At 64.1% G+C, this 15,086-nt stretch carries 11 protein-coding genes; 2 read left to right on the top strand and 9 right to left on the bottom strand.

The window, feature by feature from the left end; translation table 11 throughout:
* Positions 1 to 22: 22 nt before the first annotated feature.
* The 8 genes from J4G38_RS21650 to J4G38_RS21685 all read right to left on the bottom strand — a co-directional run bounded on the left by J4G38_RS21650 (position 23) and on the right by J4G38_RS21685 (position 10,906).
* Positions 23 to 1,081, bottom strand: a complete 1,059-nt coding sequence (locus J4G38_RS21650) for a UDP-glucose--hexose-1-phosphate uridylyltransferase (protein WP_210520997.1) — start codon at positions 1,079 to 1,081, stop codon at positions 23 to 25.
* Between the two features lie 137 nt (positions 1,082 to 1,218).
* Positions 1,219 to 2,400 (bottom strand): galactokinase, encoded by a 1,182-nt coding sequence (galK, locus tag J4G38_RS21655; protein ID WP_210520998.1) that lies wholly within the window; start codon positions 2,398 to 2,400, stop codon positions 1,219 to 1,221.
* Between the two features lie 612 nt (positions 2,401 to 3,012).
* Entirely contained in the window at positions 3,013 to 3,225 is a 213-nt protein-coding gene (locus J4G38_RS21660; RefSeq protein ID WP_210520999.1) for a heavy-metal-associated domain-containing protein, read from the bottom strand.
* A 172-nt stretch (positions 3,226 to 3,397) separates the two neighbouring features.
* Entirely contained in the window at positions 3,398 to 3,622 is a 225-nt protein-coding gene (locus J4G38_RS21665) for a heavy metal-binding domain-containing protein (protein WP_210521000.1), read from the bottom strand.
* Positions 3,623 to 3,720: 98 nt separating this feature from the next.
* Positions 3,721 to 6,144: a TonB-dependent receptor domain-containing protein gene (locus tag J4G38_RS21670; protein WP_210521001.1), complete on the bottom strand. Its 2,424-nt coding sequence runs from the start codon at positions 6,142 to 6,144 to the stop codon at positions 3,721 to 3,723.
* A 261-nt stretch (positions 6,145 to 6,405) separates the two neighbouring features.
* Positions 6,406 to 7,515, bottom strand: a complete 1,110-nt coding sequence (locus J4G38_RS21675) for a cytochrome-c peroxidase (protein WP_210521002.1) — start codon at positions 7,513 to 7,515, stop codon at positions 6,406 to 6,408.
* A 6-nt stretch (positions 7,516 to 7,521) separates the two neighbouring features.
* Positions 7,522 to 8,298 (bottom strand): MbnP family protein, encoded by a 777-nt coding sequence (locus tag J4G38_RS21680; protein WP_210521003.1) that lies wholly within the window; start codon positions 8,296 to 8,298, stop codon positions 7,522 to 7,524.
* A gap of 214 nt (positions 8,299 to 8,512) precedes the next feature.
* On the bottom strand, positions 8,513 to 10,906 hold the full coding sequence (locus J4G38_RS21685; RefSeq protein ID WP_210521004.1) for a PAS domain-containing sensor histidine kinase: 2,394 nt from the start codon (positions 10,904 to 10,906) through the stop codon (positions 8,513 to 8,515).
* Between the two features lie 156 nt (positions 10,907 to 11,062).
* On the opposite strand from J4G38_RS21685, the gene J4G38_RS21690 reads away from it, so the two are divergent.
* Together J4G38_RS21690 and J4G38_RS21695 are read left to right on the top strand one after the other, a co-directional pair.
* Positions 11,063 to 11,467, top strand: a complete 405-nt coding sequence (locus J4G38_RS21690; RefSeq protein ID WP_210521005.1) for a hypothetical protein — start codon at positions 11,063 to 11,065, stop codon at positions 11,465 to 11,467.
* 243 nt (positions 11,468 to 11,710) lie between these two features.
* The gene (locus J4G38_RS21695) at positions 11,711 to 13,846 is read left to right on the top strand and encodes a PAS domain-containing sensor histidine kinase (protein WP_210521006.1); all 2,136 of its coding nucleotides are present in this window, start codon (positions 11,711 to 11,713) and stop codon (positions 13,844 to 13,846) included.
* Between the two features lie 214 nt (positions 13,847 to 14,060).
* Here the strand turns inward: J4G38_RS21695 and J4G38_RS21700 are convergent, their stop codons facing one another.
* The gene (locus tag J4G38_RS21700) at positions 14,061 to 14,591 is read right to left on the bottom strand and encodes an RNA polymerase sigma factor (RefSeq protein WP_210521007.1); all 531 of its coding nucleotides are present in this window, start codon (positions 14,589 to 14,591) and stop codon (positions 14,061 to 14,063) included.
* Positions 14,592 to 15,086: the final 495 nt, after the last annotated feature.

Below are 15,086 nucleotides of genomic sequence, written 5' to 3' on the forward strand. Positions count from 1 at the left end.
TCGATAACGTTCAATCAATCAGCTATTCTACTTCTACAGTTCCCTTATAGTGCACTTCCGACTGCTCCCGGAGCCGCCCGGCACTGAATTCCGGCGTGATATCCCGCTGCGGGTCGCCCAGCATTTCGTAGCCCACCATGAACTTGCGCACCGTGGCCGAGCGCAACAGCGGCGGAAAAAAGTGCATGTGCAGGTGCCATTCGGGGTGTTCCTGGCCGTCGGTGGGGCGCTGGTGCAGGCCGGCCGAGTACGGGAACGAGATGCTGAACAGGTTGTCGTAGCGAATGGTGAGGCGGCGCAGGATGTCGGCCAGGGCGTCGCGCTCGTCGGGCGTGAGCTGGGTGATGTCCTGCACGGGGCGGCGGGCGATGACGATGGTTTCGAAGGGCCACACGGCCCAGAACGGCACCAGCACCACGAAATGCTCGTTTTCAAGCACCACCCGCTCCTTCTTCTCCAGCTCAATTTTGAGGTAGTCGCTCAGCAGCGTGCGGCCGTGCTCCTGGAAATAGGCCAGCTGCTGCACCGTTTCCTTGGCGGGCTCGCCGGGCACGGTGCGCTGGGCCCAAATCTGGCCGTGCGGGTGCGGGTTCGAGCAGCCCATCATCGGGCCCTTGTTCTCAAAAATCTGCACGTAGTTGATGTCCGGCCGGGCCCCGAGGGTCTGGAACTCCGTCGCCCACAAATCCACCACTTTGCGGATGGCCGGCGTGGTCATCTGGGGCAAGGTTAAATCGTGGCGCGGGGAAAAGCAGATAACGCGGCAGATGCCCGATTCGGCCTCGGCCCGCAGCAGCCCGCCTTCGTTGATGCCGCCGGTGGGTACATCGGGGGTCAGGGCACCGAAATCGTTGTTGAAAACGAAGGTGTCGGGGTACTTCGGGTTCACCTCACCGCCCACCCGCACGTTGCCGGGGCAGAGGTAGCAAGTGGGGTCGTAGGCGGGGCGCTGGTCCTCTTCGGTGGGCTCCTGCTGGCCCTGCCAGGGGCGCTTGGAGCGGTGCGGCGACACAAGGACCCATTCGCCCGCCAGGGCATTGAAGCGGCGGTGCGGGTGTTCGGTGGAATCGAAAGCAGGCATGGGATTCAGTTTTAAGTAAAGGGTTGTAGGAACGCGCCACGGCGCGTTCGGCGGCAGAACAACAACAGGCACCAACAATTGCAGCCAATTATTCCAGCCGTTCAACGATTGAACGCGCCGTGGCGCATTCCTACCAATCAGGACTTTACGACTTCAGCCGCCACCTCCCCTACCCCGGCCACGATGGTGGTCTGGTAGGTTTCGAGCTTGAGGCCGAAGCGTTTTTCATACGCCGCGCTCACGCTGGCGATGAATTCGTCCACCTTGTCCGGCGCAACCAGATTGATGGTGCAGCCGCCGAAACCGCCGCCCATCATGCGCGAGCCAAACACGCCGGGCACGGCCTGGGCGGCTTCCACCAGCGCATCCAGCTCGGCGCAGCTCACTTCGTAGTCGTCGCGCAGGCCGGCGTGGGAGGCATACATTTCTTTGCCAAAGCCAGTCAAGTCGTCTTTATTGAGGCAGAGGCAGGCGGTTACGACGCGGGCGTTTTCCTGCACCACGTAGGCGCAGCGGCGGAACACGGTGGGGCCCAGCTCGTCGCGGTGGGCTTCGAGCTGCGCCATGGTGGCATCGCGCAGGGCCTGCACTTCGGGGTAATGCTGCTGGAGCACCGCCACGCCGCGCTCGCACTCCTGGCGGCGGGTGTTGTAGGCCGAGCTGGCCAGGCTGTGCTTTACGCCCGAGTTGCAGAGCACGATGCGGCAGGCCGTGGTATCAAAAGGAAAATATTCGTAGTCGAGGGAGCGGCAGTCGAGGCGCACCACCTGGCCAGCGTGCCCAAACAGGCTGGCAAACTGGTCCATGATGCCGCACTGCACGCCGGCGTAGGTGTGCTCGGCCAGTTGGGCGATGCGGGCCAGCTCCATCTTCTCGAAGCCGGTGTGCAGGAAGTGGTTGAAGGCGAAAGCAAGGCCGCACTCCACAGCCGCCGACGACGACATGCCCGCGCCCATCGGAATGGTGCCGCCAAACACGCAGTCGAACCCCGGCACGGCAATGCCCCGCGCCTGGAACTGCGCCGCCACGCCCAGCAGGTAATTGGCCCAGTGGGTTTCGCTCGGGCTGATTTCGGCGGCATTGGGCAGGTCGAGGGTTTCGCCGAGGTCGTGCGCTACCAGCCGGATTTGCGCGCCCCCGTTCAGGCCCACGGCAAACACTATTTCTTTATCCACGGCCGCGGGCAGCACAAACCCGGCGTTGTAGTCGGTGTGCTCACCAATCAGATTGACGCGGCCGGGCGCACGCACCAGCAGCGGCTCGTAGCCAAAGCGTTGTTGAAAATCGGCGTGAATGGCTTGGGCAAGAGGCACGGGCATGGACGAAAAGGAATGGTGAAACGAAGAAAAAACCGGGCTAATCGGGACAATATGGCCTACGCAATTCAGCACAATGCGGCTAGCCAGCCCCTTTAAAACGCGAAAGTAGTACGTAACAGTTACATTTATGCAAACGTTTGCGTAAAACGACTCGCAACTCCTTTTTTGCTGCCCGCTTTCGGCCGCTTGCGCCCAGCTTTCTTGCCGCCGGCTACTGCCGCATGCTGTACCTACTCAGCAGCAGGTGCTTCCGGCAGCCCATCCAGCATGAACGATAAATCCTTGCTGTTGCCGTGAGTAATGAACCCAGGTTGCGGCTTGTTCCATTAGCCGCAAAGCGGCGGCATGTTGGTAGTAAAACCTGGTATGCGCCGGATGAGAGCCACAAAGCGGCGGCATTTCGCCAGCGAATGTGCCGCCGCTTTGCGGCTCTCAGGCTACCTTTTCCTCCAATGAACTACCAACGTGCCGCCGCTTTGCGGCTGAAAAAGCGACCCCGCAACCTGGGCTGGTTGTGCAAAAGGAACTGCAAATAAAATTCGCACTTGCGTACCCACAAAAAAGGCGATTCCGAATTGGAATCGCCTTTTTTACGCTTGAAAATAGCTTCTTCTACGCCAGGGCCTGGATTTCGAAGCCGGCCGCTTCCACGGCCTGCACTACCTGGGCGGCAGTGGCTGTGGCGGTGCTCACGGTCAGTATTTTGTCGGGATTGGCGGTATCTACCTGCCAGTTATTGACGCCTACTTCCTGGTTGAGGGCGGGCGTGACGGCCTTAATGCAGTTGCCGCAATTGATGGTGGTTTTGAAACGAAGCGTTGACATGACAAGGGAAATGTAAGAGGAAAAGCCCGGCACTTGCCAGGGCAAAAACCGTCACCTTAGAAGGGGTGAGCAACTACGTAAAATTACGTTTCTCACGACCAAAAGCTCACACAGAATTTCTGCGCAAAGCTGCATAATTATGCCGCTGAATGCCTGAAATCACCGTTTTGGGCTACGACTTTTTCACCAGCTCCATTTCGCAGGTGGGGCACTTACCGGGCTTGCTGCTCTGGCTCCCAGCGCAGCCCATGGGGCACTCGTAGGCCGCTTTCACGGCGGGCGCGGCGGCAGCCGGTGCGGCTATAGCGGCGGGTTTCCGGGTCTCGCCGCAGCTGCTCAGGCACAGAATAGCGGCCCCAAGGGCCGAAACAAGAAACGGGCGAAACATTGGAAGCATGACAGAAATTGGGGAAGCCGAACGCGACGGCAAACGGCACCGGCGAACCACAAATTTAGCAGGGAAGGTTCCTTCGGGCCCAGCAGCGGGCGGCAGCTTTATTCGAAGCCCTTGCCGCCGTTGTCGTCCTGCTGCTCTGGCTTGGGCTTGTTGCGCGAAGCCGCGTTTTCGTTGCCGAAGCGGTAGGTGAAGCCCAGGTACACCACCCGCGACTCGCGCTTGTTGCGGGCCAGCGACTCGAAACCGGGGCCGTAGGCGTTGAAATTGAATTGCAGCGTGTTGAAGATATCGGACACCCGCAGCGTAAGGCTGCCCTTGTCCCTGAGCACGGTTTGCTTGGCGGCAAAATCGGCGCTGAACTGCGTGAGGCGCTGGCCCTGAGCCGATACCACCGGCGAGCGGTAATTGGCCGAAACCTGCAAATCGAGCTTTTTGGTGGGCGACACCGTCGTGTTCAGCCGGCCCGTGTACACGATGTTGCTGTTGTTGAAGTCCACGTTGGTGGGCGCCGAGCCTTTGATGATGCGCCGGAACGCCGAGGCGTTAGCGTTCAGCTTCCAGATGCTGGTGACGGGGGTTGAGGCCACCAGCTCCACGCCGTAGTTAGTCTCCTGGCCCACGTTGAGGCGCGTGGTGTTCGTGACGAAAGCATGCGTGACGGTGTCGCGAAAAAACGGGTCGCGGATGTTGGTAATCGTGTTTTGTTCCAGCCGGTAAAACGCCGTGGCGCTCACCGAGCCGGCCGAGCCGAAGAACCGCTGGTCGCCCAGCTCCAGCGAGTGCACGAATTCCGGAATCAGCAGCGGGTTGCCGGTGCGCAGGTTCAGCGGGTCCGAGCGGTCGGTGAACGGGTTCAGCTCGTCGGCATTGGGGCGCTGCACGCGGCGCGAGTAGCTCAGCTGCACCCGGTTGTCCTTGCTCACGTCGTAGGCCAGCACTGCGCTCGGAAACAGGCTCAGGTAGCTGCGCGTGAAGTGCGCATTGGGCACGTCCATCGACTGGTCGCCCTGGGTATTGGTCTGCTCCAGGCGCACGCCAAACTGGTAGCTGAACGCGCCGGCCACGTTGGCATACGTGCCATAAGCGGCCTGAATGTATTCGTGGTACAGAAACCGGTTCGAGGGGTCGAACACCAGCACGGGCTGGCTGGTGTACTGGTAATCATTGTCGTAGCGCCGCGAAATACTTTTGGCGCCCAGCTCGTAGCGGCCCTTCTCGCCCAGCGGCATCACGTAGTCAATTTGGGCCGAAGCCTGGTCGGTCAGGTTGTTGAAGTACTGGTTCTGGTGGCCGGTGGTCCAGGCCACGTCGTTGCGGTAGTCCACGCTGGAATACGCCGTCTGGTGGTTCAGCACGGGCGTGTACACCACGTTGGCGGTGAGCTCGCGGCGCTTCTGCGCGGTCCAGACGCGGCGGTAGTCCAGGCTGAAATCGGCCTGCTTGCTATCGCCGTGGCCGGTGTTGTAGCGGTTGGTGTTGCCCAGCGCGATGGGCGTGTTGGTGGTGATGTTGTTCTGGTTGGAAATCACGTCTTCAATCGAGCGCTGCGAGTTGTAGCGCGGCTGCACGGCCAGCGTCAGGGTTTGCTCCGGCGTGAGGGCGTAGTCCAGGCCCAGCCGCACGGCGTGGGTGGTGTTGTAGTTCACGCCGGTGCGGTCTTGGTTCAGCACCACCGTGCCGGCCGCCGTGGTGGTGCGCTGGCGCACCGAGCCGTAGCCCGTGCGGTGGTCCTCCCGGTAATCATAGGAGCCAAACACGTTGATTTTGCCCTGGTGGTAGTTCAGGTTCAGCGAGCTGTTGTACTTGTCGCCGGTGCCGACGGCGGCGGCAGCCTGGCCGTTCCAGCCGTCCTGCCGCTCCTTTTTCAGCACGATGTTGATGATGCCGGCCGAGCCCTCCGCGTCGTAGCGCGACGACGGGTTGGTCACCACCTCAATGTTCTGGATGCTGCTGGCCGGCAGCTGGTCCAGCGTGACGCCGGTGGGCTTGCCGTCCACGAAGATTTTTACGTTGGTCGAGCCGCGCAGGCTCACCGCGCCGTTCTGGTCCACGGTCACGCTGGGCACGTTTTGGAGCACATCGGCGGCCGTGCCGCCGGTGGCGGTCAGGTCCTTGGTCACGTCAATCACCTTCTTGTCGAGGTTGTCGCTCACGATGGCGCGCTGGCCCTGCACCACTACTTCGCCCAGCTTGGTGGCAGCCACCCGCAGCCGCAGCGGCCCCATTTGCAGGTTAGGCGCCGCCACCGTGAGGGCCACGGCGCGCTGCCCGGTGCGGTAGCCTACCACCGAAGCCCGCAGCACATAATTGCCAAACGGCACCTTCTCAATGGAAAACGCGCCGGTTTCCAGCGTTTGCGCGCCGGTCACGAAGCTCGAATCCGCCGCGTGCAGCAGCACCACGCCGGCAAAAGGCAGCGGCTGGCCGTCGGCCGCGTCCAGCAGCTTGCCGCCCACGCTGCCCGTTTGGGCCCACCCGCCTAGTGGCAACGCCAGCAGCACGGCGGCGAGCGCAATACGCAAGCCACCCCAACCACCAAAATAAGCTGCGCTATGGGCATTAAAAAACCGCACAAGTGCGGCATCCGAAGCGTTATGGCCTCGCTGGTATCGGTCAATCATCATCATTATCACGTAGCAATCTGACACCGGGCGCGGGGAAAGCAGCCCCTCCCTCCGCCAGCTCCCATTCCTCTGTTGCACACAAAATTGCAACCAAAACTTGGAGAAAACCTGTAGTCGGGCCGCCATTATCCGGCGAATCCCGACCCGCCGCCGCGGCCATCACGGCTTAGCGAAGCGCGGGTCTTTGATGAACGTGGAATCGGTGAGGGTGCGCAGGAAGGCCACGATTTGGGCCTTTTCGGTGGTGGTCAGGTCGAGCGTGAAGCTCTGCTGGCGCGGGTCGTTGGTGGTGTTGAGCAGCAGCGGGTCGATGTTGGGGCTGTTCAGGATGACGTGCTCGTTGTAGTGGCTTACCACGTCGTCGAGGGTGGCGAAGCGGCCGTCGTGCATGTAGGGCGCCGTGAGGGCGATGTTGCGCAGCGAGGGCACCCGAAACTTGCCGTTATCGGTGGGCCGGCTGGTTTGCGAGCCCAGGCCAAGGTCGGCGAAGGTCCGGTCGAGGCCGTTGTTGCTGAAGGTGTGGTTGGTTTGCAGGTCGCCGCTGTGGCAGTCGCCGCAGTTGCCGCCGCGCAGCGTGCCGTTGGGGTGCGTGGTGAACAGCACCAGGCCCTGCTGCTCATACGTGCTCAGGGCGGTGCGGTCGCCGCGCCGGAACCGGTCATAGCGCGAATTACTCGACACCAGCGTGCGCTCGAACTGGGCCAGGGCCTTGAGCGTGTTGTCCTCGGTGATGGTGCTGCTGCCAAAGGCCTTGCGGAACAGCGCCGGGTAGGTAGTCGTGGCCTGGAGGCGGGCCACGCCGTCGGCCAGCAGCTGGTGCATTTCCACGGGGTTTTGGATGGGAATGCGGGCCTGGGTTTCCAGGCTGCTGGCAGCGCCGTCCCAGGTCAGCTTGGGCTCCCAGGCCAGGTTGGCCAGGGACATGGCACTGCGCGGCGACTGCGCGCCGTTCACGCCCTGGGCGCGGGCCAGCCCGTCGGTGAAGGCCAGCTCCTGGCGGTGGCACGAGGCGCAGGCCACCGTGCTGTTTATCGACAGGCCTTTTTCGTAGAATAGCTGCCGGCCCAGCGCGATGCCTTCCACCGTGGTCGGGTTATCGGCCGGAACGGCTTGCGGCGGCGGAAAATTGGTGGGCACCACCAGGTTGTAGGCCGTAGGCGCCACCACCGGGCCGTCGGGGTCCACGGTATCGGCGTCGTGCTTGCAGCCGGCCAGGCTCAGCAACAGCCCCACTCCGGCGGCAAAAGTCGCTTTCGTTCTCAACGGCATGGGGCTTTAGTTGGCGTGAACGTGCTCGACGGTGAACATCCTGGCCGCGTAGTTATCGGCAATGACGGGGGCCCAGGCGCTGCCGCTTTCCACCGAGTAGGTGGTGGCGAAGTTGATGTTTTTAGTTGGCGTGGTGCTCTCAAACAAGCTCAGCAGGTCGATGCTCATGTGGATTTCCGGGACGTGGCCGTCCTTCACGGGCAGCACGTTGGGGCCGAACGCGGGCGCCACGGTGCGGGCCACGCCGGCCCCGCCAATGTCGAAGGTGAGGGCCCGGCCGGTGCCGGCCTGCGGCGACGTGCCGGCCATTTTCAGGCACACGTACTCGCTGCTCCAGTCCCAGTACAGGTCGTTGCTGTGGTTGAGGCCGCCGCTGGTAAACGTGGCGTTGTTGTGGGCATCGTCCACGCCCACCACGAAGCTCAGGCCGGTGTAGTCGCCCACCGGCACCTTCTCGATGACGAGGTGCGTGGAAGCGGGCGTGGCCGCGTCAAAAAGGTAGTAGCTATCGGGCACGGCGTACACGGTGCCGTCGGCTTTGGTCAGCTTCAGGTTGGTGAACAGAAACTTGAACTTGGACACCGTGAAAGCCTGGCCATCGGCTTTGGTGTAGGTCTGGGTGTTGAGCTCCAGGTCGGTAGCGCCCACCACGGGCTCCAGCTCAATGGCAAAGCTGCTGGTGGTGGGAGCATCGGGCTCCACCGTTTTCTTGCCGCACCCGGTGAACAAGACTGTGGTCAGCGGCAGGGCAACCAGCAAGGGAGTAAATCTGAACAAGCTCATCTTCGAAAAAGTAGGGATTTGCAAATAGCGTGAGGGGCAAATGGTGAGCGGGCAGGAACGGGCTCCGCGCTGGTCTGTTCTTTTGGACGCGTCATTCCCCACAAGAGTGCCCCACCCAGGCACTTTCGCCTGCGGCGACGCACTACCCCGAATTTCGCAACAAGCGGCGTTCGGCACGGTGGGTATGTGGTCAAAAATCAAGCCAGAAGGCGGCCTACACGTTCAGCTCGAAGCTGATGATGGTGCCCCGGCCCAACCGGGAAACTATCGACAGCTCCCCGCCGAGCAGCACCACGCGGTTGCGCACCCCCGCCAGGCCGATACCCGTCAGCGGCTGGGTGGCCAGCGTGGCCGGCTCAAACCCTTGCCCGTTGTCTTCGACGCTGACCTCGACGCGGCCGTTTTCCTGGGCCACGTGCACTTCCACTTCGGTGGCGCGGGCGTGCTTCATCACGTTGTTCAGCAGCTCCTGCACAATGCGGTACACCGCGATTTCGACCGGCGGGGGCAGGCGCTGGTCCAGGTTGGCGAGGTGCAGGCCCACGGGCAGGCCCGCCGGGGCAATGCGCTTCACCAGCGTTTCCAGGGCCGTGCGCAGGCCAAAATCCTCCAGAATGCCGGGCGTGAGCTCGAAAGAAATGGTGCGGGTGGCCCGAATGGCATCGTTCAGCAAGTCGAGCGACGCGTGGGGCGAGGCCGTGCCGCGGCGGCCCTCCAGGCTCAGCTTGGTGGCGTAGAGGAGCTGGCCCAGGCCGTTGTGCAGGGCCTCGGCAATGCGCTTGCGCTCCGACTCCTGGGTGGTAAGGATGGCCGCCAGCACCTCCTGCTGCCGGCGCAGCCGCAGCCGGGTGGCTTCCTCGGCCAGGTGGTCGCGCTCGGTCATGTCGCGGATGATGGTGAGCACGCCGCTGGGCTGGTCCTCTCCCTCGTTGCGCAGCGGCACGCTGTACACATCGTAGTGGCCGGGGCGGCTGCGAAACGGCCGGCCCAGGCGGGCCACTCTTTCGCCCGCCATGGCCCGCCGCACCACTTCCTGCGCCTCCTCGTCGAGGTAGGGCAGCACCTCAACCATGGTACGGCCCAGCACGGCCGGGGCCTCCAGGCCAAAGTAGCGGGTCATTTCCGCGTTCCAGGCGGTGATGTGCATGTTCCGGTCGAAGGCAACAATGCCGTCAATCGTGTTGTAGAGCAGGCTTTCGGTGAATTCCTTGGCCTGGCGCAGGTCGTTTGCGGCTTCCCGGCGGGGCGTCACGTCGCGCATCACGCCCGTGAAGCGCAGAGGCTGGCCGTACTCATCAAACAGGACCTTGCCCACGGCGGCCACGTAGCGCACCTGGCCGTCGGGCCACCGGATGCGGTGTTCCAAGTCGAAAGGCACGCGCTGCTCGAAAGCCCGCTTCAGGCCGGCGGCCACGGCGGGCAGGTCGTCGGGGTGCACGGCCTGGCGCAGCATTTCAAACGGCACCGGCGCGGGGTTGTAGGCCAGGCCGAAGATGGCCTGGGCATTGGCGTCCCAGTGCAGTTGGTTGTCGGCCGTTTCCCATACCCACGCGCCACTATTGGCGGCTTCCAGGGCCAGCTGCAGGCGTTCCTGGCTGGCTTGCAGGGCCTCGCGGGCGGCGCGGTCGGCCGTCACGTCGCGCCACAGAATATGAATCAGCGGCAGGCCCTGGTCTTCCTCGATGAGGGTGAGCACGGCTTCCATCCAGATGGTATCGCCGTTCATGCGGTGCATCTGGGCGTCGCAGCGCTGCGAGCCCAGCCGCACGGCATCGGCCACGGTCTGGCTAAACAGGTCGGCGGTGCGCTGCCCGCCGGGCTGGCATTCGGGGCAAAAAGACAGGACCGGGCGGCCCACGACTTCGTTGCGGTGGCCGGCACCCAGCAGGCGCAGGGCGGCGGCGTTGCAGTCGATGTACTCGTGGCCCTGTAGCAGCACCACGGCGTCGCGGCTGTCGGAAAAGAGCTTACGAAAGCGGGCCTCGCTGGCCGCCAGGGCCGCCACGGCCTGGTGGCGGGCCGTGTTGTCGAGCACGGCCAGGCGGCACTGCGGGCCGGTGGGCATGTCGACCCGCAGGCCTTCGAGCTGGGCGTAGAAGGGCTTGCCGTCTTCGCGCAGCAGCGCCAGCTCGTGGCTCTGGGTGCTCTCGGTGCTCAGCACGCGGGCCAGGAACTGCCCAAACGCCAGGCGGCTGGCCGGCTCCACAAACAGGGCAAATCGCCGCCCCACCAGCCGCTGGCGCACGGTGCCCAGCTGCTGGCTGCCGCACAGGTTGAGCTGCTGAATGAGGCCATTGCCGGCCAGGGTGAAGTAGCCCACGGGGGCAAAATCGTAGAGGTCGACGTACTGAGCGCGGGCGGCCTGGGTTTCGGCCTGGGCCAGCAGCAACTCTTCGTACTGCATTTCAAGCTCAATCTGGTGCACTTGCAGCTCCTGCACCAGGCGCTGCATTTCCTCCGGCGAGTGGTGCAGCGGGGCCTGCGTCACCATGTGGCGGCGCTTCTCGGCGCGGGCGCGCAATGCGAGCAGGGCCTCGTGGGGGCTGGGCTCCTCCGAGGGGAGGCCGGCGGCGGAGCCCAGGAGGGATGGCTGGTCGTTGGGGAACATGGCGCGGCAGCGGGGTTGGTAGGTGGCGGAGTTGGTGAAGATACATACGCTTTGCCCACCGGGCACGGCCGCGGGCCGCTGCTGCGCCAGAAAGGACTGCCGCCGGCCGCCGGGTAGCGCTGCCTACCCATTATCAACTTGTTACTTGTTCTTTCCATGCCCAATCAGCTCCCTCTGGACATGCCCGGCAGCGTGCTGGCTGAGGTGCAAAAACACCTCGCCGCCATCAAAGTCGCCCTGGTGCCCCACCTCATTTCCCTCACCTTGAAGGAGCGCAAAATCATGCTCCGCATGGCCGACAAAACGGTGGCCTTCGTGACCAAAACCACCGACTACGCCACCAAAACGCCGCGTTCGTGCCGCCGGTCGTGGCACTGGCCGGGTTGCAGCATGATACCGTTTCTCAAACCGGCTTTTTGCGGCCGTTGCGGAGCAATTATTTCCCCGCTGGCCCCACTTGCGGCTTCGGCAGGGGCAATTGCGGCGGGCGCGGCCCCAAGGGGGCCGCGTTGGGTATTGCCGGGGGCCGGCCGGGCGCAAGTGGGGCCAGCGGGGAAATAATTGCTGCTTTTCAGCGGCCAGCGCGGCGGCCCGCCCCCGGCTTAAGTGGTGGCGGCGGCCACGAGCCCGGCACGGGTTGCAGGGCCGGGCCCTGGAACCCGCGGAAATGCGTACCTTTCCCACGCCACGGGCAGTAGCCGGATATTGTGACCATGTTTTGGTTAGCAATTGATTGGTTCCCGCTACTGCCTAGGCTAAGCGCCGGCTCGCTATTTCGAGCTTCTCCCCCCTCCGCGCTCTCCCATGCCCACCGTTCCGGTACCGCCGCCCGCCGCCCCCGCCCCCGGAGCCACGCCCCCCAGTCCCCCCGAGGCGCTGTACCAGCTATTCGAGCACACCCCGGCTGCGATTTGTATGCTGCGCGGGCCGGAGCACCGCTACGAGTACCACAACGCAACGTACCAGCAGCTCTTTCCCGGCCGCGCCCTGCACGGCCGCCCCGTGGCCGAGGCCTTGCCCGAAACCGTGGCGGGGGGCTTCGTGGCCCTGCTGGACAACGTGTACCGGACGGGCGAAACCTATTTCGGGTACGAGGCCCCGTTCCTGCTGGAGCAGCCCGGTGGCCAGGCGCCGCAGCAGCTGTACTTCACCTTCACCTACCAGGCCTACCGGGAGCACGGCGCCATTGTGGGCATCTCCACGTTTGCCTACGACGTAACCGCCCAGGTGCAGGCCCGGCAGCAGCGCGACGCCCAGCAGCGGCAGCAGCAGGAGCTGTTCGAGCAGGCCCCGGTGGCCATGGCGGTGTTCCGGGGGCCTCGGTACGTCATCGAAGAGGCCAACCCGGCCGTGTGCCGCCTGTGGGGCCGCACCCTGGCGCAGGCCCTGGGCACGCCCCTGTTCGAGCTGCTGCCCGAAGCCGCCGGCCAGGGCTTCGAGGAATTGCTGGCGGGCGTGCTGGCCACCGGCGTGCCCTACGTGGCCCACGAGCTGCCCGCGCTCATCGACCGCCTCGGCCGCCGCGACACCGTGTACTGGGACTTCGTGTACCACCCGCTGCGCGAGGCCGACGGCCGCGTCACCGGCATCACGGTGGTGGCCACCGAGGTGAGCGAGCAGGTGCGGGCCCGCCAGCAAGTGCAGGCCCTGAACCAGCAGCTGGAAGTGGCCAACGTCACACTCCAGGCCACCAACGCCGAGCTGCGCGCCCACAACGCCGAACTGCGCCGCACCCAGCGCCAGCTCCAGCGCCTCAACCAGACGCTGGACGCCCGCGTGGCCGAGCGCACCCAGGCCAGCGAAGCCAGCACCCGCCAGCTCCGGCTCATCACCGATGCCCTGCCGGTGCTCATTGGCCACCTCGACGCCGAGCAGCGGTACCGCTTCGCCAACCGCGCCTACGAGGCCTGGTTCAACCAGCCCGCCGACGCCCTGCTGGGCCGGACCGTGGCCGAAGTGGTGGGCGCGGCGGCCTACGCGGGCGTGCAGCACTACATCAAGCGGGCGCTGGCCGGCGAGCGCCTGGACTTTGAGGCCCGGATGCCCTACCGGGAAGATTTCGTGAAGTACATCCGCACCAGCTTCGTGCCCGACATCCAGGCGGGTGCCGTGGTGGGCTACTACAGCCTGGTGAGCGACATTACCGAGGAGGTGCTGAGCCGTGAGCAGGTGCAGGGCCTGAACGAGCAGCTGGCCACCAGCAACGAGGAGCTGCACGCGGCCAACGACGAGCTGGGCGCCACCAACCAGTACCTGACGCGCACCAACGTGGACCTGGACACCTTCGTGTACACGGCCTCGCACGACCTCAAAGACCCCATCACCAACCTCGACGGCCTGCTGCACGCGCTGCGCGAAGAGCTTCCCCCGGAAAACCGGGTCGGCCAGGTGGCCTACATTCTGAACCTGATGCAGGGCTCCATCGACCGGTTTCAGCGCACCATTTCGCAGCTGAGCGCCATTGGGCAGCTCCAGCAGGAACGGGGCCAGCCCGCGCCGCCGGTGTTCCTGGCCAACGTCATCAGCGACGTGCGGCTGGACCTGGCCTCCCTCATTCAGGCCGTGGATGCACAGCTGGTGGTGGAGGTGCGGGGCTTCCCCTCTTTTCCCTTCTCCGAAAAAAACCTGCGCTCGGTGGTCTACAACCTGCTCAGCAACGCCCTTAAGTACCGCCACCCCGACCGCGTGCCGCAGGTGCACCTGCTCTGCCGGCTCGAAGCGCCCCACTGGGTGCTGGAGGTGCGCGACAACGGCCTGGGCGTGGACCTCACCCCCGACCGGCCCCTGTTCGGCCTGTTTCAGCGCTACCACACCCACGTCGAAGGCTCGGGCGTGGGACTGTACATGGTGAAGAAAATGGTGGAGAATGCCGGTGGCAGGGTGGCTGTGCAGAGCCAGCCCGGCGTGGGTTCCACGTTCACGGTCTACTTCAGGTACTAAGTAGTAATCAAGTTGTCAGTTATTAGTTGCTCGTTGTTAGTGGTTAGTGGTTAGTTGCTCGTTGTTAGTGGTTAGTTGTCAGGTATTAGTTGCTCGTTGTTAGTTGTTAGTGGTTAGTTGTTAGTGGTTAGTTGTTAGTGGTTAGTTGTCCGCCAAGATGCTGACTACACACTAACAACTAATACCTGACAACTAACCACTCATAACTACCCACCTACAGCGGCAGCCGGCCCAGTAGGTGTCGGGCGCGGCCCACCCAGGTTTTCACCGTGCCCAGCGGCACGTTCATCTCCGTGGCGGCTTCCACCTGCGTGAAGCCCTGCAGGTACATCAGGTCCATCACCTGCCGGTATTCGGGGCGCAGCCCGAGCAGCAAGTCCGGCACCCCAATGTGCTCCGGGCGGAAATCCGTCGGCGCGGCGTATTGCATCACGGCCGTGTCTTCGAGGGAGGCCGTGCGCGCCGTTTGGCGGAAGCGGCCGGTGCGGATGTGGTCGATGGCCGTGTTGCAGCAAATGCGGGCCGCCCAGGTGAACAGCCGGCCATGAGTAGCGTCGTACGAAGCAATGGCAAACCACACCTTCACCATGCCTTCCTGGAGCACGTCTTCGGCGCTTTGCCGGTTGCGCACAATTCGCAGGATTGCGGCCAGCAGCGCCGGGCGGTATTGCTGGTAAAACTGGGCCATCGCCTTTTCATCGCGGGCCAGCAATCGCAGCACAAGGTCGTCTTCTGACGCTAGCATGGGAACAAAAAACCGGTAGAAAGCCCCGGCTATACGCAGGCCGCAGATGGCAGGTTGAGGACCACAAACGCTTGCCGGGCGGCAAAGGCCAGCCAGCTACTGCACAGGCCCATAAGCCCCTATAATTTTATGCCATCTTTCTGGAAGTCGGGCCCGACCGCCGGGCAATTGCGCTACCCCAATGCCCGCGTTTCCACTCATGGCTCCCGTATCCATTCCCATTCCCGCCGCCGTGCACGCCGATGTGGCGAAACGGCTTCAGCAGGCCATCGACAAGCTGGGCCCTTACCAAATGAATGACGCTCACCGACGCTGAGCAAAAACCCTTTCCGTCACGGCCCTGGGCCAGGGCAGCGTGGCCTTTGCCACCGAAGCCGGCCAGCTCCTGGCCAACTACGCCGGGGTGCTGCGCCGCTCCATCACCGACGCCGATATTGCCGGTTATCCGGTCAGGGCGCCCACCTGCACGGCCAGCAGCCTGGCCGTGCAGGTGGG

Origin of the sequence: Hymenobacter terricola, assembly GCF_017921975.2 — a bacterium.
GTDB classification, from domain to species: Bacteria; Bacteroidota; Bacteroidia; order Cytophagales; family Hymenobacteraceae; genus Hymenobacter; species Hymenobacter terricola.